Genomic DNA, 21,139 nt, shown 5'->3' on the forward strand with positions numbered 1-21,139 from the left:
CAGGACCACGGCACCGGGGCGGTCGGTCCGGGCCGTCACTCCGGGCCGGTCGGTCCGGGGCGGTCACTCCGAGCCGGTCGGTCCGGGCGGTCGGTCCGGGCGCCGGCGCGCGTACTCCAGTTCGGGGCGTCCGCGTGTCCCGTACCGGGGCGAGCGGGTGACCACGCCGCTGTCCGCGAGGAACTCCAGGTAGCGGCGCGCGGTGATGCGTGCCAGACGCAGCTCGTCGGCCACCTCGCTCGCGGACATCGCGTCGGTGCGCCGCGCCAGCAGGTCCGACACGGCGTCCAGCGTGTCCTGCGACAGGCCCTTCGGGAGGCCGGCCGCGTTGGAGGTGCGCAGGGCCGCGAACGCGGTGTCCACCTCCCGCTGGCTGAGCCGCGACACCGGGGAGCGCAGCTGCTCGAAGTAGGTGCGGTACGCCCCGAGCTTCTCGGCGAACAGCCCGAAGACGAACGGCTTGATGAGGTACTGCACGACGCCGACGGCGACCGCCCCGCGCACGACGTCGAGCTCCCGGGCGGCGGTCACCGCGATGACGTCCACCACGAGGCCCGCGGCCCGGAGCCGCCGGCACAGCACGAGACCGTGCCGGTCGGGCAGGTTCATGTCCAGCAGGAGCAGGTGGACGTCCCGGCCGGCCTCCTGGGCGTCGTGCAGCGCCCGGACGGCGTCGTTCGCGGTGTGCACCACGCCCGCCAGCTCGAACCCCTCCACCCGGCGGACGTACTCGCCGTGTGCCTCGGCGGTGCGCGGGTCGTCCTCCACCACCAGGACGCGGATCACGGGGCTCCCGCCGGGGCGGAGGGGCCCGGAGGGGCAGGCCGGGGGATCGTGACGGTGAGGACCGCGCCGCCACGGAGGCCCGCGCCGTCGGACACCTCGATCTCGCCGCCCAGGCTCTCCACGGTCTCCCGCACCAGGGTCAGGCCGTACCCGCGGCCGGCGGCCGTCGCTGCCTTGGTGCTCCAGCCCTGGCCGAAGACACGCTCTCGGTCCGCCTCGGGGATGCCGGCCCCGCTGTCGGAGACCTGGAACACCAGAGCCCCGTCGTCACCGCTCGCGAGATAGATCTCGACCCACGCCTCGTCCGGCACCCCGCGGGCCGCGGCCGCGTCGATGGCGTTGTCGATCAGGTTGCCCAGGATCGTGACGACGTCGACCGGGTCGAGCCAGTGCGTGCCGGGGGCGAGATGGGTCTCGAAGTGCATCTCCACGGCGCGTTCGCGCGCCTGGGCGGCCTTGCCCAGCACGAGTGCCGCGATGACGGGCTCCTCGATGGCCTGCACCACGCGGTCGGTGAGGCGCTGCCCCAGGGCGCTCTCGGCGGCGGCGAACCCGAGCGCCTCGTCGGTGCGGCCCAGCTCGATGAGCGTGGCGATCGTGTGCAGGCGGTTGCTGAAGTCGTGGGTCTGGGCACGTAGGGCCTCGGAGATCGTGCGCACGGAGGACAGCTCACCCGTGACCCGTTGCAGCTCGGTGCGGTCGCGCAGCGTCACGATCTCCCCGAGGTTCCCCCCGGAGTGCGTCGCGCGCTCGCGGCTGACGAGCAGCACCCGGTCGCCGACCCGCAGCGGCCCGTCCTGGGCCGGTCCGGACCTGCCTGCCACGACCTCCCGCACGGCATCGGGCAGCATGCCGTCGGCCATGGCGAAGGGGGCGGTCAGGTCCGGGATCCCGAGCAGGCGCAGCGCCTCGTCGTTGGCCAGGACCACCGTGCCGTCCTCCACCAGGAGCAGGCCCTCCTCGACGGAGTGCAGCACCGCCTCGTGCGCCGCGAACAGGCGGGCGAGCTCCTCGGAGCCCTTGCTCGCGGTGATCCGGTCCAGCCGGCGTGCGAGCAGGTACGCCGCCGCGGCACCCGCGCCGAAGGCCAGCAGCGTCCCGGTGCCCACGATCAGCAGGCGCGGCCCGATGCTGTCCCACAACTGGTCGAGCGTCACGCCGGCCGACACCATGCCCACGCCCTCGCCGTCGTCGGACACGACGGGGACGACGGCGCGTACGGACGGCCCGAGCGTGCCCTCGTAGACCTCGGTGAACGTCTCGCCTCGCAGCGCCGGTGCCGTGGTCCCGATGAACGGGCGGCCGATCTGCCGGGAGTGGCGGTGGGTGTACCGCGTCCGGTCGGTGTCCATGACCGTCAGGTAGTCGATGTCGGTGGCCGCCATGACCTGCTCCGCGTACGGCTGCAGCCGCGCCGACGCCTCGGCGACCGTGCCGTCACGGTCCGTCGTGGCGCCCGCGTGCGCCGTGGTGACCGTGTCGATCACCAGGGCCTCCGCCGCCACGGTGGCCGCCAGGTCCGTGCTCTCCTGCGCCGCGTGCGCCTCGGCGGACGAGCGGGCGTCCAGCGCCAGGAGCCCGAACACGACGAGGGCCCCGGCGAACAACAGCGCCGTGTGCACCGCGAGGAACCACCTCGCGATGCTCGCCCCTCTGCGCCGTGCCACCGGTCCATTGTGGCGCCGGTCCGGCGCTGCCCCGTGCCACGCGGCGAGAACACTATGTACGCAATAGGCCGTCCGCCCGCTCCGCGCCGCACCCTTGTCGGCGACCACACAGTGCTGTGAGAGGAGAACGTGATGGCGACGATGCCGTCCAACGGCCCGGGAACCACCGGGCGTCCCAGGCTCGACAAGAACCATTACCTGTACATCGCGGTGATCGTCGCGGTGGTGGCCGGCGTGGTCGTCGGCCTGGCCTCGCCCGAGACGGGCGTCGCGCTCAAGCCGCTCGGCACGGGCTTCGTCGCGCTGATCAAGATGATGATCTCGCCCGTGATCTTCTGCACCATCGTGCTGGGGATCGGGTCGGTCGCCAAGGCGGCGACCGTGGGGCGTGTCGGCGGCCTCGCGCTGCTCTACTTCCTGGTGATGTCCACGTTCGCGCTGTTCATCGGCCTGGTCGTGGGCAACGTGCTGCACCCGGGCGCGGGCCTGTCCGTCGCCGGCGCGAGCTACGAGGCCCAGGGCGAGGCGTCCACCACCGCCGGCTTCCTGCTCGGCATCATCCCGGCCACGCTGGTCTCGCCCCTGACCGGGGAGTCCGTGCTGCAGACGCTGTTCGTGGCGCTGCTGGTCGGGTTCGCGATCCAGAAGCTCGGTGAGCGCGGCCGTCCGGCACTCGACGCGATCCGGGTGTTCCAGACCATCGTGTTCCGGGTGCTGACGATGATCCTGTGGGTCGCGCCCATCGGCGCCTTCGGGGCCATCGCCGGTGTCGTCGGGCAGACCGGGTGGGACGCCGTACGGGCGCTGGCCGTGCTGATGGCCGGCTTCTACCTGACCTGCGTCCTGTTCATCGTCGGCGTGCTCGGCACGGTGCTCTGGTTCGCGGCGCGCGTGAACATCTTCTCGCTCATGAGGTACCTCGCCCGCGAGTACCTGCTGATCGTGTCCACCTCGTCGTCCGAGGCGGCGCTGCCGCGCCTGATCGCGAAGATGGAGCACCTCGGCGTGTCGCGGCCCGTGGTCGGCATCACCGTGCCCACCGGGTACTCGTTCAATCTCGACGGGACCGCGATCTACCTGACCATGGCCTCCCTCTTCGTCGCCTCCGCGCTGGGGACGCCCCTGACCGTGCCGGAGCAGATCGGCATGCTCGCCTTCATGATCATCGCGTCCAAGGGCGCGGCGGGCGTCACCGGCGCGGGGCTCGCGACCCTCGCGGGCGGTCTGCAGACCTACCGCCCCGACCTCGTCGACGGCGTCGGGATCATCGTCGGCATCGACCGCTTCATGTCCGAGGCCCGTGCCCTGACGAACTTCACGGGCAACGCGGTGGCGACCGTGGTGATCGGGACGTGGACCCGCGAGGTGGACCGGGAGCGGATGGAGGCCGTGCTGCGCGGCGGGGTTCCGTTCGACGAGCGGGCGGTCGGGGACGTCCACGGGGCAGCGGCCGACGACGGTGGAGCACCGGCGGCTCCACGGGAGAACGGGGACGGTGCGGAGGGCGACGGTCGCGCCCGCGAGCGGAGTCCGGAGCCGACGTCGGTCTGACGCCCCTCGCCCTGCCTCCGCCGCGCCGACGGGGGCTGGACCGAGGTCGCCTCCAGGGACGGTCGTGTCAGTGGTTCGGCACGGCCGTCCCGGTGCGCACCTGACCTGCCCGGTGGTGTGAGGGCCGCCCGGGACCTGTCCGCGAGGCGGCGGGACGACCGGGCGGTGGTCCCTACACCTCGACGCTCTCACCGGGGGAGAGCCGCCGGATGTCGGTACCCGCCCGCCGGGCCTCCATGGCCAGGACGTCGTCCAGGACCTTCAGCCCCCAATCGTTGACCAGGCCGTCGTGGATGGCGTAGGCGCGCCGTGGACCGATCCGGCGCAGGTGGTCGACCATGGCGGGCACGGTCAGCCACGGGGCCTGGCCGGGCAGCAGCAGCGTCGGTGCCTCGACCTCCGTCAGTGCGTCGCCGGGGTGGAAGACCTCCCCGTCGACCAGGAACCCGACGTTGTCGATCGGCGGCGCGTCCGGGTGGCTGTAGTGATGCCTGCTGCCGGCCACCGACACCTGGAAGCCTGCCACGGAGAACGTGTCGCCGTCGTGGACCACGTGCACGTCCAGGCCGGACCCGTCCAGCTGCCGGGCGACACCGTCGCACGTGTGGACGGACACGCCGGTGCCGCGCAGCCGTTCCGGGTCGAAGTGATCGAAGTGCTGGTGGGTGACGAGGACGGCCTGCGCCCCGGCCAGGGCCTCCGGCTCCGGGGTCAGCGCGCCCGGGTCGATGACGACGGCCCGGCCGTCCCGCTCCAGACGCACGCAGGCGTGCCCGAACTTGGTGAGCTTCATGGCGTTCACCCTGCCGCAGCACCAGCGCCGGAGGCACTTCCGTACGCGGTCAGCCGAAAGGCGGGGCTCACCGGCTGCGGCCGCCGGAACCGGTCCCAAACCGCCCGCACACGGCCTGGGCTGTGGTGTGGCCCGGAGTGATTTCGCAGGTCACCCAACCTCCCGTCGGCTCCGGTGCGTCTAGGTGGTGTGGCGTCGCAGAGGCGGCGCCCGCGATCCGGACGGGAGACGACATGCGCAGGAGAGCAAGTGCGGCGGTGATCGCGGCGGCGATCGCCCTGGGCGGCGGGACGTGGGCGACCGCCGTCCCGCAGGACACGCCGGTGCCGGGTCAGGAGCAGGGCGGGCAGGCGCCCGGCGTGCCCGGGCGGCCCGTGACCGTCACGCTGCTGACGGGCGATGTGGTCACGGTGCGGACCGCGGCCGACGGCCCGGCGACGGTGTCGGTGCGGCCCGGCCCGGGGCGTGAGCACATGGCCTTCTTCCAGCGTCGCGAGGGGGAGCACCTCTACGTCATCCCGCGCGACGTCGCGCCGCTGGTGCCGGGCCGGCTGGACCGCGCGCTGTTCGACGTGACCGGCCTGGTGGAGGCCGGCTACGACGACGCGTCACGGGACTCGCTGCCGGTGATCGTCCAGACCGCTTCGGCTGCCGCCGAGGGACCGGACGGTACCCCGCACGGCGGCACCCGGGCCGCGGCGGCGGTCCCGCAGGACTGGGCGGCTTCGGGTATCACACCTGACAAGGACCTGGACTCGGTGGGGGCGGTGGCCGACCGCCTGCCCCGGGGCCGGGCGGGGAAGCTCCTCGACGCCCTCGCCCCGGTCGAGGCGCCGGCCACCGGCAACCGGGTGCGGCAGACCGAGGACCTCGGGAGCATCGGGTACGTCTGGTTGGACCGGCCGGTCCGGGCCACGGACGCGGACTCGATGCCGCAGATCGGAGCGCCCGAGGCGTGGGACGACGGGCTCACCGGCGAGGGAGTCACCGTCGCCGTGCTCGACTCGGGTATCGACGCGACGCACCCCGACCTCGACGACGTGGTGGTCGGCGCGCGGGACTTCACGGGATCGGGCCGGGTGACGGACGGCGCCGGTCACGGCACGCACGTCGCGTCGATCCTCGTCGGGTCGGGCGAGGCGTCCGACGGCGTGAACCAGGGCGTGGCGCCCGGCGCCGACCTGCTGGTCGGCAAGGTGCTGGACGACGACGGCTACGGCGAGCTGTCGGGCGTCATCGACGGCATGGAGTGGGCGGCCGCCGAGGGGGCCGACGTCGTGAACCTGTCTCTGGGCAGCCTCTACTTCGAGGAGCCGTCCCCGGACGCCGTGGCGGTGGACGCGCTGACCGAGGAGTACGGGACGCTGTTCGTCGTGGCCGCGGGCAACGACGGGTACCTCGGGTACGGCTCCGTGGGCGCGCCGGGCATCGCGGCGTCGGCTCTCACGGTGGGTGCCGTGGACGACTCCGACACCGTCACCGCCTACTCCAGCCGAGGCGGTGGCGCGGCGGGACGGCTCAAGCCCGACGTCGTCGCGCCGGGTGACGGGATCGTCGCCGCGCGGGCCGCGGGCACCTCGGCGGGCGAGGTCGTCGACGACCTGCACGTCGCGCTGAGCGGCACCTCCATGGCCACCCCGCACGTCGCGGGCGCGGCCGCGCTGCTCAGGCAGGCCCGGCCCGGCCTCGACGCGGCAGCGCTCAAGGCCGCGCTGATGGGGTCGGCCGAGCCGACGGGCGCCGACGTCTGGTCCGAGGGCGCGGGGCGGATCACGATCCCGGGCGCCATCGCGCAGCAGGTCACCGCGGCCCCGGCGAGCGTGTCTGCCGGGATCTTCACCTGGCCGCACGACGGCGCGACGGCGACCAGCGCGGTGACCTACACGAACGCGGGCTCCGAGGACGTCACGCTCGACCTTGCCGCCCACGTCACCGACTCGGAGGGCACCCCGGCGGACGACGCGATCACGTTGTCCGCCGACACGCTCCTCGTACCAGGAGGCGGGTCCGCGTCGGTCGACGTGACCGTGGCCGACGGCCCCGGTGCGATCGGCGCGATCGGGGGGAACATCGTCGCCACCGGTGCGGGCGGGCAGACCGTGCGCACCCCGGTCGGCTGGGTGAAGGAGCGCGAGTACGTGAACCTGACCGTCCGTGCCGTCGACCGGGACGGGGAACCCGTCACGGCCGACACCTGGGGCGCCGCGATCAGGCTCGACCCCGAGAACGGCGAGATCTTCGGCACGTACCTCTCGTTCGAGGACGGCGTCGCCACGGCGCGCGTGATCCCCGGCGTGTACAGCGCGATGGCCTACGCCGAGACGTTCGGCGAGGACGGTGAGGTCACCGACGCGCTGTTCCTGTCCGGCGGCGAGGTCGACGCGACCGCCGACGTGGAGGTGCTGCTGGACGGGACGACGGCGCAGGAGATCACCACCGCGACGCACCGTCCTGCCGAACTCGCCACGCTCGGGATCGACGTGGACGTCGAGGACGCGGCGGAGGCGGCCTCCGCGGGCGTCAACGCGAGCTACGGACCGGGCACGCACGTCGCGCTGACCCCGGTCCCGGCGGCGACCCACGGTGACTACGACACCCTCGTCCAGGCGACGCTGCTGGCGCCGACCACCGGGGAGGAGGTCGCGGCCTACCGGTACGACCTCGCGCACCACAGCGAGGGCATCGAGGTGCCCGAGCTGCGCGGCAACCCCCGTACCACCGTCGCGGTCGACACCTCCTACGGCGCGTCGGTCGGTGACACGCACCTCGCCCAGCGCCTGTACTGGCACCCCGGGAACATCGTGGTCGGCAGCGCCGTGGAGCAGGTACCCGCCGGCACGCGACGCACCGAGTACGTGACGGCGGGGCCCGGCGAGTGGCTGCTGCGGTCCGAGATCCAGGAGGACGGCGCGGGCGTGGTGCTCGCGGAGGCCGACCGGAGGTCCTGGGGCGAGCCCGGCCGCGCCGGGCAAGGGCTGGCCACCGGCGCGCTGGCCCCGGGCATCTCGCCGATCACGCCGGCCGTGCAACGGGGCGGAGTCCTCTGGCTCGCCCCGTCGACCCGCGTCGACGACGACGGCGGCGTGCTGTGGGGCTCGGATGCCGTGGAGCGCCTGCGCGTCTGGCAGGACGGCGAGCTGATCGACGACGCCGAGCAGCCCTACGCCTTCCCGACAGTGCCCGAGGGCGGCGCGGACTACCGGATGCTGCTGGAGAGCACGCCCGACGACCCCGCCTACCGGCTCGCCACGAGCGTGACCGGCGAGTGGGAGTTCCACGCGCGGTCCGACGTCTCCGGCCAGGCGCGCCCGCCCCTGCTGGACACCACGTGGTGCGTGCGCGGGCTCGACCCGTCCGGCATCGCGCCGGCGAGGACCTGGGTGCGCCTCGACGTGGGCTACCAGGACGGCGCGTACGACACGTCGCGGATCGAGGACGCCCGCCTGTGGTGGTCGGCCGACGACGGCGAGACGTGGCACCGGGCCACGGCTCGGAGGACTGGCGACGGCGTGTTCGACGCGCGGGTCGACGCGCCGCCCGGCACCGAGCACGTCTCGCTCAAGGTCGAGGCGTGGGACGCGGCGGGTGCCTCGGTGACGAAGACCGTCGTGCGGGCGTACGCGGTCGGCTGAGCAGCAGCGGGGCGGTGGGTTCGTGGCGAGTCCGGCCACGGGCCCACCGCCCGTCCCGTCCGGGGCGGCCTCAGCGGGGGAGCGGATCCGTGGAGCGTGCCACGGACGCCGCCGGGGCCGGCAGGCGGAAGATCGCGACGATGTTGAAGTTCTGGCTCCGCGACGGCAAGGTCGCGCGCGTCGTGATCGAGTGACGAGGGCCCGTGCCGCGCGCCCGCGCGGCACGGGCCCTCGCCCGTCACGGGGTCAGACGACCGCGCCCAGCAGCAGGACCACGAGCAGGGCGACCACCGACAGCACCGACTCCATCAGGGTCCACGTCCGGAACGTCTGGCCCACCGTCATACCGAAGTACTCCTTGACGAGCCAGAACCCGGCGTCGTTCACGTGGGACAGGAACACCGATCCGGCGCCGACCGCCAGGACCAGCAGTGCCGCGTGAGCGGGGTCGAGCCCCGCGGCCAGCGGTGCCATGATGCCTGCGGCGGTGATCGTGGCGACGGTCGCCGAGCCGGTGGCGATGCGGATGAGCACCGCCACGAGCCACCCCGCCAGGAGCGGCGTGATGCCGGCGTCGGCGATGCCGGACGCGATCACCTGACCGACCCCGGAGTCCACCAGCGTCTGCTTGAAGCCGCCGCCGGCGCCGACGATGAGCAGGATGCCCGCGATCGGGGCGAAGGAGGAGCCCACGAGGTTGCCGACCTGCTCGCGCGTGCGGCCCAGCGCCGTGCCGAACGCGACGAGAGCGAACAGCGAGGTGAGCAGCAGGGCGACCAGCGGCTCGCCGAGGAACTCCAGCACGCGCCCGTAGCCGGTCTCCGTGGTGCCGGACATCTCCACGACCGAGCGTGCCAGCATCAGCACCACGGGCAGCAGCACCACCAGCACGGAGATGCCGAACGAGGGCTTGCGCAGGGAGGCGACGCCGTCCCCGGCGGTGGATCCCGACGGCGTGTCGGTCCCCGCGGCGCCGGCCCCCGCGCCGGTGGCGCCCAGCACGGACACGGGCGGGTCGAGCCGCACCTGGCGGGCCAGGGGTACGGCCAGCAGCGGACCGGCGACGATCACGGTCGGGATCGCCACCAGCAGGCCCAGCCCGAGCGTGAGGCCGAGGTCCGCACCGAGGGCGTCGATGGCCAGCAGCGGGCCGGGGTGCGGGGGAACCAGGCCGTGCAGGGCGGAGAGCCCGGCCAGTGCCGGGATGCCGACCAGGATCGGGTTGGCGCGCAGGCGGCGCGCCACGATCATCACGACCGGGATCAGCAGCACGACGCCGACCTCGAAGAACAGCGGGATGCCGATCACGAACGCGACCAGCGCCATGGCCCACGGCAGGCGCCGGGCCGGGGTGCGGTCGAGCACGGTGTCGACGATGCGGTCCGCGCCGCCGGAGTCGATGAGCAGCTTGCCGATGATCGCCCCGAGCGCGATCAGGACGCCGACCCCGGCCACGGTGCCGCCGAGCCCGGCGGTGAAGCTGGAGAACGCGTCGACGAGGTCGGTTCCCGCCGCGAGGGCGAGGACGCCGGAGCCCAGCACGAGGGCCAGGAACGGGTGCATCTTGAGCCCGACGACGAGTCCCACGATGACGGCGATGCCGAGCACGGCGGCCACGACGAGTTGTGTGGTCGATGCGGTGGGCGCCGCGGCGTCCGCGGCGGCGAGCAGGGGTGTGGTGGCGTGAAGCATCAGCGGTCCTTCGTCGCGCCGAGGAGGCGCTGGATCTCGTCGACGATCTCGGCCGGGCGGGGCGTCACGTCGACGCTGATCCCGGGCTCGTCGTCCTGCAGGGGTTCCAGCGTGGCGAGCTGGCTGTCGAGCATGGTGGGTTTCATGAAGTGGCCGGCGCGGCCCTGGATGCGTGTCCGCAGCAGCTCGTAGGAGCCGGTCAGGTGCACGAACCGCACGTCGTCGCCGGACGGGGGCCGGCCCGCGGTGCGCAGGAGGTCGCGGTACTCGCGGCGCAGGGCGCTGCACGGGACGACGGCGGTGCGCCCCGCGTCGAGCTCCTTGGCCAGCCAGTCGCGGATGCCCTGCAGCCAGGGGCGGCGGTCGTCGTCGTCCAGCGGGTGGCCCGCCGCCATCTTGGCGACGTTCTCCGGGGAGTGGAAGTCGTCCCCCTCGGCGAAGGAGGCGCCCAGCCGGCCGGCCAGGAGCGCGGCGACCGTCGTCTTGCCCGACCCTGCCACGCCCATCACGACGACGGCCTGCGCGCGGGTGCCGGGGCGACCGGGCTCTTCCGTGCGCGACGCCGCCGAGGTGCCCTCGGTCGCGGAAGCGTCGCGGCCGTGGTCATGGCCTTGGTCGTGGCCGTGAGGCGTGTCGGCGCCGGCGGGTGCTGCCGGGCCGTCGCGGAGGTCCGCGTCCTTCGCGCCGTCCTTCGCTCCGGCCTGTGCCGCTGGGTCTCGTGCTGCTCTTCCGACTCGTGTGTCCGAGAACATCGCTGTCTCGGTGACTTCGGTGTCCATACGCCCATCATGGACCATTGGTGAGCTCAATAGCAGGTGAATCATGTCACCATTACTGCGGGCGGCGTGGCTCCTGGACCGCCCGACCATCCGGCACGCCGACGGGCACGGGCCGCTAGGCTGGGCAGATGCCCTCCGCGCTCCGCAGTCCGGTGCTGGACACCCTGGGCCGCCGTATCACCGGCGGTGACCTCCCGGCGGGCGCGGTCCTGACGCTCGACGGGATCGGCTCCGAGTTCGGGGTGTCGCGCACGGTTGCCCGTGAGGCGATGCGCATCCTCGAAGGGCTGGGACTCGTGCGCTCCGGGCCGCGTGTCGGCATCGTCGTGCTGAGCCACGACGAGTGGAACGTGCTGGACTCGCGCGTGATCGCCTGGCGGCTCGACGGACCGGGCCGCATCGCCCAGCTGCGTTCGCTCACCGAACTGCGCCAGGCCGTGGAACCGGTCGCGGCCGCCTGTGCCGCACGGGGTGCCACCGCGGCGGTCCGCGACGAACTGGTCGCGATCGCACGCCGGATGCGCACCCTGGGGGAAGCCGGCGAGGGGGACCGCGAGGAGTTCCTCGCGCTCGACATCCGGATGCACGAACTGCTGCTGCGCTCCGGCGGCAACGAGATGTTCGCCGCCCTGACGGGCGTGGTGTCCATCGTCCTGACCGGACGCACCCACCTCGGGCTCATGCCCGTGCGCCCCGAGCCCGAGGCGCTGGACGCGCACGAGGCCGTCGCGAACGCCGTGGCCGCGGGCGACCCGGAGGCCGCCGAGGCGGCGATGGCGCGGATCGTGCGAGAGGTGCGTGGAGCGCTCGACACCCCGGCCGGCAGACGGTGAGCCCGGGCGTTCACGGACTGACCGCGACCTCCCCGGCGGAACGCTGGGAGGAGGGGATGCCGCTCGGCAACGGCAATCTCGGCGCGATGGTGCTCGGTGACGCGCACACGGCCCGGCTCGTCGTCAACGACGACACCGCATGGTCGGGCAGCCCGGCGTCCGGGGACGAGCCCGGCGCACCCGACCCGGCGCAGGCCGCGGCCGTGCTGGCCGGTGCGCGGAAACTGATCGGCGACGGCGACCATGTCGCGGCCGGGCAGCTCCTGCGCCGCCTCCAGCACAGGCACAGCCAGTCCTACCTCCCGTTCGCGGAACTGGAGATCGCCGCGGACGCCGGAGACGGCGTCACCCCCGTGCGCCGGACCCTCGACTTCCGTACCGCGACCCAGACCACCGACGGCGGCCACGGCCCGGACGCGGTGTCACGCACCACCTGGGTCAGCGGACCGCACGACGTGCTCGTGCACGAGGTCGCCGTCCCGCGCCCGCGCGACTTCACGATCCGCGCGGAGAGCCGGCTGCGCGTACTGCGACGCACCCACGCGGCGGGCCACGCGGCGCACGGTCACCCCCCGGCCGGCGCTCACGACGCCATCGCCCTGCACCTCCAGCTGCCGTCCGACGTCGCCCCCGCTCACGACCCGGTGGACCCACCCGTCCGGTACGACGACAGGCCCGGCGCGGCCCTGCGGGGCGCGCTGGTGGCCCGGGTCCTGCACGACGGGACCGGACGGACCGAGCACGACGGGCTCGTCGTCACCGGCGCCACCCGGCTCACCGTCGTGGTGGGCACCGCCACCACCTACCGTGGCCCGGTCGAGACCCCGCTCGGCGACGAGTGGGACGCCGCCCTCCGCGCGGCGGCACGCGCGGACCACGCGATCGAGACGGGCCTGGCCACCGTGCGGCGGGAGCAGATCCGCGATCATCGCGCACTGTACGACCGGGCCGAACTGACCCCCCGCCACCGGGCCCCCTCAGGCGACACCGCCGCACGCCTGCGCGCGATCAACGACGGACCCCGGGCCCACCCCGAGCACGACCCGCACCTTGTCGCCACGCTCTTCCACTACGGCCGCTACCTGCTCATCTGCTCCTCACGGCCCGGCACCCTCCCCGCGAACCTCCAGGGCATCTGGAACCGCGAGCTGCAGCCGCCGTGGAGCTCCAACTTCACCACCAACATCAACCTCCAGATGAACTACTGGCCGGCGAGCACCACCAACCTCGCCGAGACCGAGGAACCACTGTTCGACCTGATCCGAGCCCTCGCGGTCACCGGCCGCCGCACAGCGCGGCGCTGGTACGACGCGGACGGCTGGACGGCGCACCACAACACCGACGCGTGGGCGTACAGCCTCCCGGTCGGGCACGGCGAGCACGACCCCAAGTGGGCGTTCTGGCCGATGGCAGGTCTCTGGCTCACCCGGCACGTCGCCGACCACGCCGCCTTCGCCCCGGACGACGCGCTCCTGACATCCCTGTGGGACGTGCTGCGCGACGCCGCCGCTTTCGCGCTGGACTGGCTGGTCCGAGGCGAGGACGGGCAGTGGGGAACCTGCCCGTCCACCTCGCCGGAGAACGACTTCCGCACAACGGACGGGCGGGTGGCGAGCGTCGCGTCCTCGTCGGCCTGCGACCTCGACCTGGTGCGGGACCACCTCCTGCTGGTCGTCGCCGAGGCCGAGCGGCGCGGCATCACAGACCCCGTGGTGGAGCGTGCCCGCGCCGTCCTGCCGGATCTGCGGCGCCCCCGGACGGGCCGGGGCGGGGCGCTCGCGGAATGGGACGGCGACTTCGAGCAGCACGACCCGCATCACCGCCACCTCTCGCCGCTCGTGCGCCTGTACCCGGGCAGGGGCGATCCCGGCCCGGAGTGGCTCGACGCCGCGGAGAGGCTTCTCGACGAGCGCGGCGACGAGTCGACAGGGTGGTCGCTGGCGTGGAAGATCGCCCTGCGCGCCCGGCTGCGCCGGCCCGCAGGCGTGGACTCCCTGCTGCGGCTGGTGTTTCGTGACATGGAGACCCCTCGCGGGCAGCACAGCGGCGGGCTGTACCCGAACCTGCTCGCCGCCCATCCGCCGTTCCAGATCGACGGGAACCTCGGGTTCACGGCCGGGCTGGCCGAGGCGCTCCTCCAGTCGCACCGCGGCGAGATCGAGCTCCTGCCCGCACTGCCGGCGGCGCTGCCCGCGGGCCGCGTGCGAGGCCTTGTGGCCCGGCCGGGCATCGAGGTCGGCATCGAGTGGGACAGCGCAGGGCGCGATGTGCCGCACCTGGTGGGAGTGACCCTCCGGGCGCGGCATTCTCGTGCCGCGGGGAAGCACCGGCTGCGCCTGGGCGATCGCACCGCGACGGTGGAGCTCGCCGTCGGGCGGGACACCGAGGTCGCGGTCGAGCTGCTGCGATAGGTCCAGGTCGATCCGACGGAACTCGCATGGTCACAATCTGGGTGCTCCTGCCGTCCGGGTTTGGGAGCGGGCTCGGACATAGGGGATGATGCTCCGCATGTTGTTCGAGTACTTCGCGAGCCCAGACGACGAGACCGCTGCTGGCACCATCGACGGCAGGCCCCTCGGCGCGACCGTGCGGTCGCATGTCGTCGACCCCGCGTCGGTGCTCGGCCAGCTCGAGCGGCTGCTCGGTGCCCGCCGGGACGACGACGGACTCCTCAGCGCGCAGATGATCGCCGAGAGCGAGGACGGCGCGCGTCTGGTGATCCGGCTCTCGGCGCACATCCTGTCCCTGTACGGGCGTGTGCAGCCGGACACGGTCAAGCTCCTGGTGGACCAGTGGTCGATGTCGCGTCGCTTCCGGCGCGGGGCGGTGGACGAGGACCTGTACGGCTTCGCCGCGGGCCTGCACGCGCTGTGCCGCGAGGGGCGTGTGTACTGCCGTGCCTCGGCAGACCCCTCCGAGCTGACGAATGCGCCGGCCCCGGCGCCGGAGTCCATGGTCCAGGCGCGCACGGAGGACGGCGTCCTCAGGCCCTTGCCGCGCCGGGTCTGACCGTCGCGTGGGCCTGGTCGCGCGTGGCGCGGCAGGCCCGTCGCGACGGTCCGGTCACTGCTCGTCAGGGTCCCGCCAGGTGCACAGGCAGGAGCGGTTGCCCTCGGCGTCCGCCAGCACCACGAAGGACGGCTTCTCGCTGTCGTCGACGACCCTGCCCCCGGCCGCGACCGCCGCGTCGATCCGGTCCTGGACCTGTGACGGGTCGACCCACACGTCCAGGTGCCAGCGCTGCCGCGGCTCCTCGCTGCCCGAGGCCTGGAACCAGACGACGGGCAGACGGCCCGCGGGGTCACCGATCTCGTCCGCCGACCAGGGCCGCGTGACCTCGGCCGCGCCGCTCTCGTAGGCGAGCAGCTCGCGCCAGAACGGCATGACGCCCTCCCGCGCGGGCGTGTCGAGGGCGAGCTCCACCCGGGACATTCCCGTGCCCTCCAGGCTCACACCCGCCTGGCGCGCGAGCTCGGTGACGGTTCGCGCCATGTCGATGTCGCGCTGGGTGACGCCACCGGCGTCGTGGCTCGTGAGGCGGATGTCGACATGTGGGTAGCGCAGGTCCAGGTCGGGGTGGTGGTTCGCCTCCTCGGCGGCCGCGCCCACGGCGTCGGCGAGGGCGAGCCCCGCCGCGAAGCTGCCCGTGGCGGCGCGTGTGTACAGGGCGTCCCCGAGGAAGACCCAGCCCGTCAGGCCGAGGCCGGCGATCTGCTGTCCGGTGAGAGTGCTCATGGCACCGATCGTGCCACCGGACACCGACACGCACGCCGGTACCCGTGGTGACGCGGGTGCCCGGGAGGCCGACGAGGGGGCCGTTCCTTCCCGGGCCTCCCGGACGCGGGTAGCGTGCTGGTCATGGTGCCGCGATCAGCAGACATGCCGACCGAGGGGAACGACGGCGACCCGGTTCGCCGGGCCGCGCAGTACCGGGTGGACCGCGAGGCCGCCCGGGAGCACACCGAGAACACTCCCGGGGCCGTCGACGGCCCCACCGACGAAGCCACGCAGGAGCGTCGTGTCGGCGCGATGAGCCAGGAGGAGCGCTCCCGCTTCGTCGACACCGTGATCGACCAGGCGATGCGCCGTGGGGAGTTCGATGACCTGCCGCTGCAGGGCAAACCCATCCCGGGCATCAAGGGCACGCACGATCCCGACTGGTGGGTGAAGAACCTGATCGAGCGCGAGCGGATCACCGGGGTGCTCCCGGCGGCGCAGCTCCGGCAGGACGCCGCCGGCCTGGCCGACCAGCTCGATCGTGAGTCGGCCGAGGAACGCGTCCGCGAGATCGTGGAGGAGTTCAACGCCCGCGTGATCGACGCGCGCCGCCAGCTCACCGGCGGTCCGCCGGTGGTCACGCCCACCCGCGACGTCGACGCGGAGGTCGCCCGGTGGCGTGCGCGCAGGGAGGCCCGGCGCGCGGCCCCGCGGGCGCCCGGAACGTCGTCGGAACCCCGTGGCGGGCGCAGGAGGCGCGCCGAGCCGGAGGAAGCGGGCCGTCGCGGCCGTAGACCCTGGTGGCGTCGGCGCTGACCAGGGTCCCGAAGAGTCGGAAATTAATAGAGTGCGTGCTCTAATATTTCTCTCATGACCACGACACGCATCCGGCAGTCGCCCTCCGTCCCCGCCGTCCTCATCGGCGGCGGTACCGCGACCGGGCTTCTCCTCGGCTGGTTCGGTCCCGGACTCGCCCGCGCGCTGACCGCCTTGATCGAGCGGACGCCGTTCCCGGTGCACGGCTTCGTCGAGCACCTCGGCCAGGTCGACCAGGCCTGGTCCCTGCCCGTGCTGGGTGGCGTGGGCCTGCTGGGCGGCATCTTCCTCGCGGTCGTCGCCGCGAGCGAGGCTCCCGAGCTGGGCGTCGCCCGCGACCACCTGGAGCACCGGCAGGAGAACCACGAGGTGTGGGTCGAACGGGCACCCGTCGGGGCCGCGTTCCGCGACCGCGACGAGCTCGTGCTCCTCGGGCACGACGGCGGCCTGCGGGCACGGCTCGCCGTCACCGACCTGCCCCGGTCGACGGTCCGCGCCGCGCTGGTCGACGGCGGCTGGCCGGTTCGTGACGAGGACCCCTACGACGCCCGCTTCGAACCGTGGGCCGACGGGCGGCCCGGGCTCACCTCGGAAGAGCACGCGCTGCTGCGCGACCGCCGTGAGCACCGCAAGGACGAGGCGGCCCGCCGCAAGGCCGATGGTGCGCTTGCCGCGGCGGGACTGGTGGCGCGCGAGCGCGACGGGCGTCTCCAGGTGCGCCGCGTGCCGCCCGGGAGCGGAGGCGAGGCGGTGTCCACGGACCCGGGCCGCGCAGGAGCCTCGGCGCCCGGTACGAACGGTGGGGAAGCGCGTGGCGCGAGCCGAGGGGAAGCACGTGGCACGGACCGTTGACCCGGCGCGCCACGAGGCGCGCCGCCTGGTCATCATCGACGCCGCTCTGACCGTCTTCGCGGCCCGCGGGTACGACGGCGCGACGACGGCCGCGATCTGCCGGGAGGCGCGGATCGGCTCGGGGACTCTCTTCCACTACTTCCCGACGAAGCTCGCGGTGCTGCTGGGGATCCTCGACCAGGGCACGCGCGAGGTCCGGGAGTCGGCCGCCGCCCACGCGGGGCGCGAGGACCCGCTCGCGGTGCTGCTGGAGATCGTGGGCCAGGTCGCCGACGAGGTCGCGGACCCGAGGGCGGCGGGGTTCGTGCGTGCGGCCGGCGGGGTGATGCACCTGCCCGAGGTCGCCGAGGCGCTCGAGGCCGACGCGGACGCGCAGCGGGCGAGGATCCGGCCGTGGGTGGGGCGCGGGCAGGAGCGGGGCGAGGTGCGCACGGACCTCGCGCCCGGGCGGATCGTCTCGTGGCTGATGCTGCTGACCGACGGGTTCACGGAACGAGTCGCGGTGGAGCCGGGCTTCACCGCCCCGGGCGAGAAGGACCTGCTGGTGGCCACCGCCCGGCAGTTTCTCGTGCCGGGGCACGGCTGAGGCCGGGCGCCGGCGTTCGCGGCGCCCGGCCTCGGCCGGCAGGTCGTGTCAGGCCTGCGCGCCGGCCTCCGCCGACTCCTCGTTCTCCTTCGCGGCGGCGATGATGAGGGCCGCGGCGACCGCGCCGACGGCGGCGACGGCCGCGACCGAGGCGGCCACGGCGACCTGGGCCGCGACGCTGGCCGCACCCCACTCGCTGCCGGCGATCTCCTCGGCGCGCTCCTCGGCGGCCTTCTTGTTGTCCTTGCCCACCACGTTGGCGACCAGCCCGGAGCCGTGCAGCAGGGAGATCAGCGTCGCGGTGCGCTCATCGGGCTCGGCGCCCTCCACCAGGACCTTCTTCAGGGTGGCGCGCAGCGTGTTCTCGTGGCTCGAGTCGGCTGCCGGCCAGCGGGTCTGCGGAAGCATACGGAAGAGCTTGGTCTCCTCCTTCTCCAGGATCCCGCGCTCCACCAGCCCCGCGAGAAGGTTCTCCTCGGCATTGTCGGCGATGCGCTCGACGACCTTGTGCGCGCGGCGCTCCTCGCCCTTGGCGGCCTCGAGTGCGGCGTCGAGGGCCTGGTTGCCGGTGGGGTCCGGGTTGGTGATGAGGATCTTGGCGTCGGCCGCTTCCTTGCGCTCCTCCTTGGTGGCGCCGGCTTCCGGCCCGCCCTGGGTCAGGATCCTGTTGGCGTCGGCAAGGTCGGCCAGGAGAGCACCGGCGAGGCGGGCATTCAGGTTGTCGACGTTGACGGTCTTTCCGGACTCGTCGTCGACGGCAAGCAGCAGCAGGTCTTCGGCAATCAGCATGGCGGCACCATATCTCGATTAAGCGGGATAACGGCGATTCATACCGGCCGCGGCCTGGGGCTGTGACGGCCCGGCCGCCGCCTACCGGCCGCCGCCTACCGGCTCAGGTACGCGGCGTCGCCGTTGCTCGTGGAGATCTCGACCGTGCGGTCGGCGTCGGGGTCGGTCGGGCCCTCGACGGTCCGGCTGCCGTTGCTCGTGTCGATCACGAGCCGCACGGGCTCGCCGTCGCCGGTCACCGTGACGCTCCCGTTGCTCGTGACCGCCCGCACGTCGCCGCCGAAGCCGTCGATGTCGATCCGCCCGTTGCTGGTCTCGGCGATGACGTCACCGCTCACCTCCGCGGCCTCGATCCGGCCGTTGCTCGTCCCGGAGTCGAGCGACCCGGCGATCCGCTCCGCCTCGACGCTGCCGTTCGAGGTGTTCGCCCTGACGTCACCGCCGGCATCCCGCACGACGATGGCACCGTTGCTGGTGCCCAGGATCTGGCCACCGGTGTTCCCCGACGACTCCACGCGGCCGTTGCTCGTGCCGGCGTCGAGCGTCCCCGCGATCCCCGCGGCGAACACCTCGCCGTTGGCCGTGCGCACCACCACGTCCGTCCCGGCGGGCAGCGTCACGTCGAGCTCCCCGGCACAGCGCGAGAAGATTGCCGGCCACCACGAGCACTTGTGCGTGACGACCAGCTCGTCGCCCTCCTCACGGGACGAGTAGCGCGGGCTCGTGAGTCCGCTGTGCGCGATCGCCTCGACCTCCACGTCGCCGTCGGCCGCCCGCACGGTCACGTCGCCGTCGGACACCAGCTGAACCGTCCCCGCCGGGTCGTAGGACTGGTGGGAGCGTTCCGTCCGGGCGTTCGACATGTCGGCGTAGAACAGCGCCCCGCCAGCGGCCAGGACCAGCGCGCCGATCCCGCCGATCAGCGCCGCCACGCGGCCCGCCCCGCCCCGCGGCCCGGGAGGCGGGTAGCTCGCGGGCGCGCCGCCGGCCACCGCGCCGCCGGCAGGGGGCGGCGTCGTCGGCCGGGACGGGTCGGTCGGGGGGTTCGGGCTTCCTGCGCTGGTCATACCAACGAGCCTAGGCTCCGGCCGCGTGCCGGACACTGGGGGAGACCCCTGAGTCCGGGTGGGGTTCTCCCCACTTCTGCGGCCGTCTCCACCCGGGTACGGGGGAGAACCCCACCCCGGTCCGCCGGTCGGCACCATGGCCCGCACCCCTTGCCGGACCCCAGGCTGGAAACATGACCACCATGACCCTGCCCGAGAGCGCACCGTCCGCGCAGCCACCGACCCCGTCCCACGGGGCCGGTGGCGGCAGCCCCGCCCCCGTACCGTTCCGCGCGCGCAGCTGGACCGAGTACGGCTACCTGTGGCTCCTGCTGCTCCTGGCACCGTTCGGCCTGGCCTACGCCGTGCTCGCCGTCGCGCTCACCGCCGGTCTCGCCGTCACGGTGGCCGGCCTCTGGGCCGGCGGCGGCCTCATCGCGGGAGCACGCGGCTGGGGCGCCCTGCACCGCGGGCTCCTGCGGCAGACCCTGCACGCCGAGATCGCCGAGCCGCCCCCGTTCCACCTCCGGAGCGGCTTCTGGCGCGGTATGGGATCCCTGCTCGGCGACCCGACCGGCTGGCGTGCCCTGCTGTTCCTGCTCGCGTCCTTCCCGGTGGCGCTGGCCGGCTTCGTGGTGAGCACCGTGTTCGTCTCCACCGCGCTCGCCGCCGTCACCTACCCCGCCTGGTACCGCTGGCTCCCGGCGCAACAGGCGGCCGACGGCTCCTGGCACCGCGGGGCGATGTTCGGCGACTGGTTCGTGGACACGCCGCCTCGCATCGCCGGGGCCGTCGCCGCCGGGGTCGTGCTGCTGTTCGTGTGGCCGTTGCTCACACGGCTGTTCACGACGCTGATGCACCTTCTGGCCCAGGCTCTGCTCGGGCCGACGCGCGCCAGCCTGCGGGTCGCCGAGCTGCGTGCCTCCCGTGCGGGCGCCGTCGAGGACGCCGACGCCCGGCTGCGCCGCATCGAACGCGACCTGCACGACGGGACCCAGGCCCGCCTCGTCGCCGTCGCCATGCAGGTCGACGAGGCCCGGGAGCACCTGGCCGACGGCGAGACCGCTGCCGCGTCAGGCCTGCTGGACACCGCCCACGCCTCCGCGCTCGAGACCCTCGCCGAGCTGCGCGAGATCGCCCGCGGAATCCACCCCGCCGCCCTCGACAGCGGCCTCGAGGTCGCGCTGCGCACCCTCGCCGCCCGCGCGCCGCTGCCGGTCGTGGTCGAGATCGGTCCGGGCGTCGAACAGCCCCGCCTCGCGCCGGCCGTCGAGTCCATCGCCTACTACACCGTCGCCGAGCTCGTCACCAACGCCGCCAAGTATGCCGCTGCCGACGGCGTCGCCGTCCGGGTGGAGCGGGAGGACGGCGTGCTGCGCCTCCAGGTGCGCGACGACGGCCGTGGCGGGGCGCGCGTCGTCACCGACGGGGCCGGTCAACGCACGGGGCTCGCCGGCCTCACCGAACGCGTGCGCGCCGTGGACGGCACGTTCGAGCTGGCCAGCCCCGTCGGAGGGCCTACGGTGGTGACCGTGACGCTCCCGACCAGCACACGCCCGTGACGGCAGGCCCGCCCGCCTCCGCGGGCCCGCGAGGCTAC

At 73.8% G+C, this 21,139-nt stretch carries 17 protein-coding genes; 9 read left to right on the forward strand and 8 right to left on the reverse strand.

From position 1 onward, the window contains the following. Positions 1 to 63: 63 nt before the first annotated feature. Together HGK34_RS06890 and HGK34_RS06895 are read right to left on the reverse strand one after the other, a co-directional pair. Complete coding sequence (locus HGK34_RS06890; RefSeq protein WP_201845845.1) at positions 64 to 786, reverse strand: response regulator; 723 nt, start codon at positions 784 to 786, stop codon at positions 64 to 66. Continuing rightward, positions 783 to 2,453: a sensor histidine kinase gene (locus tag HGK34_RS06895; RefSeq protein ID WP_201845846.1), complete on the reverse strand. Its 1,671-nt coding sequence runs from the start codon at positions 2,451 to 2,453 to the stop codon at positions 783 to 785. Before HGK34_RS06895 ends, HGK34_RS06890 begins: the two co-directional genes overlap by 4 nt. 132 nt (positions 2,454 to 2,585) lie before the next feature. On the opposite strand from HGK34_RS06895, the gene HGK34_RS06900 reads away from it, so the two are divergent. Continuing rightward, positions 2,586 to 4,004, forward strand: coding sequence for a cation:dicarboxylate symporter family transporter (locus HGK34_RS06900; RefSeq protein ID WP_201845847.1), 1,419 nt, complete (start codon positions 2,586 to 2,588; stop codon positions 4,002 to 4,004). Positions 4,005 to 4,176: 172 nt separating this feature from the next. Here HGK34_RS06900 and HGK34_RS06905 read toward each other — a convergent pair whose 3' ends face one another. Next, on the reverse strand, positions 4,177 to 4,797 hold the full coding sequence (locus HGK34_RS06905; protein ID WP_201845848.1) for an MBL fold metallo-hydrolase: 621 nt from the start codon (positions 4,795 to 4,797) through the stop codon (positions 4,177 to 4,179). A gap of 233 nt (positions 4,798 to 5,030) precedes the next feature. Here HGK34_RS06905 and HGK34_RS06910 point away from each other — a divergent pair, with 233 nt between their 5' ends. Then, on the forward strand, positions 5,031 to 8,429 hold the full coding sequence (locus tag HGK34_RS06910; RefSeq protein WP_201845849.1) for a S8 family serine peptidase: 3,399 nt from the start codon (positions 5,031 to 5,033) through the stop codon (positions 8,427 to 8,429). A gap of 246 nt (positions 8,430 to 8,675) precedes the next feature. Here HGK34_RS06910 and HGK34_RS06915 read toward each other — a convergent pair whose 3' ends face one another. Then, positions 8,676 to 10,121 (reverse strand): GntT/GntP/DsdX family permease, encoded by a 1,446-nt coding sequence (locus HGK34_RS06915; RefSeq protein WP_201845850.1) that lies wholly within the window; start codon positions 10,119 to 10,121, stop codon positions 8,676 to 8,678. Then, entirely contained in the window at positions 10,121 to 10,900 is a 780-nt protein-coding gene (locus tag HGK34_RS06920) for a gluconokinase (protein WP_307815832.1), read from the reverse strand. Before HGK34_RS06920 ends, HGK34_RS06915 begins: the two co-directional genes overlap by 1 nt. A gap of 128 nt (positions 10,901 to 11,028) precedes the next feature. On the opposite strand from HGK34_RS06920, the gene HGK34_RS06925 reads away from it, so the two are divergent. From HGK34_RS06925 to HGK34_RS06935, 3 genes are all read left to right on the forward strand, one after another. Further along, complete coding sequence (locus HGK34_RS06925) at positions 11,029 to 11,733, forward strand: FadR/GntR family transcriptional regulator (RefSeq protein WP_201845851.1); 705 nt, start codon at positions 11,029 to 11,031, stop codon at positions 11,731 to 11,733. Further along, positions 11,730 to 14,144: a glycosyl hydrolase family 95 catalytic domain-containing protein gene (locus HGK34_RS06930; RefSeq protein ID WP_307815833.1), complete on the forward strand. Its 2,415-nt coding sequence runs from the start codon at positions 11,730 to 11,732 to the stop codon at positions 14,142 to 14,144. The genes HGK34_RS06925 and HGK34_RS06930 overlap by 4 nt, the downstream gene beginning before the upstream one ends. Before the next feature lie 97 nt (positions 14,145 to 14,241). Next, positions 14,242 to 14,742, forward strand: a complete 501-nt coding sequence (locus tag HGK34_RS06935) for a hypothetical protein (RefSeq protein ID WP_201845853.1) — start codon at positions 14,242 to 14,244, stop codon at positions 14,740 to 14,742. Positions 14,743 to 14,796: 54 nt separating this feature from the next. Here HGK34_RS06935 and HGK34_RS06940 read toward each other — a convergent pair whose 3' ends face one another. After that, complete coding sequence (locus HGK34_RS06940; RefSeq protein WP_201845854.1) at positions 14,797 to 15,468, reverse strand: 4a-hydroxytetrahydrobiopterin dehydratase; 672 nt, start codon at positions 15,466 to 15,468, stop codon at positions 14,797 to 14,799. 123 nt (positions 15,469 to 15,591) lie between these two features. On the opposite strand from HGK34_RS06940, the gene HGK34_RS06945 reads away from it, so the two are divergent. Genes HGK34_RS06945 through HGK34_RS06950 form a run of 3 tightly spaced genes read left to right on the forward strand, consistent with a single transcriptional unit; the run spans position 15,592 to position 17,704 of the window. After that, on the forward strand, positions 15,592 to 16,266 hold the full coding sequence (locus HGK34_RS06945) for a DnaJ family domain-containing protein (protein ID WP_244666495.1): 675 nt from the start codon (positions 15,592 to 15,594) through the stop codon (positions 16,264 to 16,266). Positions 16,267 to 16,320: 54 nt separating this feature from the next. Next, the gene (locus tag HGK34_RS22560; protein WP_244666497.1) at positions 16,321 to 17,118 is read left to right on the forward strand and encodes a YqeB family protein; all 798 of its coding nucleotides are present in this window, start codon (positions 16,321 to 16,323) and stop codon (positions 17,116 to 17,118) included. Then, positions 17,102 to 17,704, forward strand: coding sequence for a TetR/AcrR family transcriptional regulator (locus tag HGK34_RS06950; protein ID WP_307815834.1), 603 nt, complete (start codon positions 17,102 to 17,104; stop codon positions 17,702 to 17,704). Before HGK34_RS22560 ends, HGK34_RS06950 begins: the two co-directional genes overlap by 17 nt. 48 nt (positions 17,705 to 17,752) lie before the next feature. Here HGK34_RS06950 and HGK34_RS06955 read toward each other — a convergent pair whose 3' ends face one another. Together HGK34_RS06955 and HGK34_RS06960 are read right to left on the reverse strand one after the other, a co-directional pair. Further along, positions 17,753 to 18,493, reverse strand: a complete 741-nt coding sequence (locus HGK34_RS06955; protein WP_201845855.1) for a GOLPH3/VPS74 family protein — start codon at positions 18,491 to 18,493, stop codon at positions 17,753 to 17,755. Positions 18,494 to 18,588: 95 nt separating this feature from the next. Beyond that, positions 18,589 to 19,560, reverse strand: coding sequence for a DUF4097 family beta strand repeat-containing protein (locus HGK34_RS06960; RefSeq protein ID WP_201845856.1), 972 nt, complete (start codon positions 19,558 to 19,560; stop codon positions 18,589 to 18,591). Between the two features lie 173 nt (positions 19,561 to 19,733). Between HGK34_RS06960 and HGK34_RS06965 the strand changes: the two genes are divergently transcribed. Beyond that, the gene (locus tag HGK34_RS06965; protein WP_244666498.1) at positions 19,734 to 21,101 is read left to right on the forward strand and encodes a sensor histidine kinase; all 1,368 of its coding nucleotides are present in this window, start codon (positions 19,734 to 19,736) and stop codon (positions 21,099 to 21,101) included. Positions 21,102 to 21,139 lie beyond the last annotated feature (38 nt).

The organism is Myceligenerans indicum (assembly GCF_016742955.1).
In the GTDB taxonomy this organism is placed as follows: Bacteria; Actinomycetota; Actinomycetes; order Actinomycetales; family Cellulomonadaceae; genus Myceligenerans; species Myceligenerans indicum.

Excerpts from the sequence above, each read along its gene's own strand:
- HGK34_RS06900 (WP_201845847.1), top strand. The coding sequence starts at position 2,586 with ATGGCGACGATGCCGTCCAACGGCCCGGGAACCACCGGGCGTCCCAGG.
- HGK34_RS06905 (WP_201845848.1), bottom strand. The coding sequence starts at position 4,797 with ATGAAGCTCACCAAGTTCGGGCACGCCTGCGTGCGTCTGGAGCGGGAC.
- HGK34_RS06910 (WP_201845849.1), top strand. The coding sequence starts at position 5,031 with ATGCGCAGGAGAGCAAGTGCGGCGGTGATCGCGGCGGCGATCGCCCTG.
- HGK34_RS06915 (WP_201845850.1), bottom strand. The coding sequence starts at position 10,121 with ATGCTTCACGCCACCACACCCCTGCTCGCCGCCGCGGACGCCGCGGCG.
- HGK34_RS06920 (WP_307815832.1), bottom strand. The coding sequence starts at position 10,900 with ATGGACACCGAAGTCACCGAGACAGCGATGTTCTCGGACACACGAGTC.
- HGK34_RS06925 (WP_201845851.1), top strand. The coding sequence starts at position 11,029 with ATGCCCTCCGCGCTCCGCAGTCCGGTGCTGGACACCCTGGGCCGCCGT.
- HGK34_RS06935 (WP_201845853.1), top strand. The coding sequence starts at position 14,242 with ATGTTGTTCGAGTACTTCGCGAGCCCAGACGACGAGACCGCTGCTGGC.
- HGK34_RS06940 (WP_201845854.1), bottom strand. The coding sequence starts at position 15,468 with ATGAGCACTCTCACCGGACAGCAGATCGCCGGCCTCGGCCTGACGGGC.
- HGK34_RS06945 (WP_244666495.1), top strand. The coding sequence starts at position 15,592 with ATGGTGCCGCGATCAGCAGACATGCCGACCGAGGGGAACGACGGCGAC.
- HGK34_RS22560 (WP_244666497.1), top strand. The coding sequence starts at position 16,321 with ATGACCACGACACGCATCCGGCAGTCGCCCTCCGTCCCCGCCGTCCTC.
- HGK34_RS06955 (WP_201845855.1), bottom strand. The coding sequence starts at position 18,493 with ATGCTGATTGCCGAAGACCTGCTGCTGCTTGCCGTCGACGACGAGTCC.
- HGK34_RS06960 (WP_201845856.1), bottom strand. The coding sequence starts at position 19,560 with ATGACCAGCGCAGGAAGCCCGAACCCCCCGACCGACCCGTCCCGGCCG.
- HGK34_RS06965 (WP_244666498.1), top strand. The coding sequence starts at position 19,734 with ATGACCACCATGACCCTGCCCGAGAGCGCACCGTCCGCGCAGCCACCG.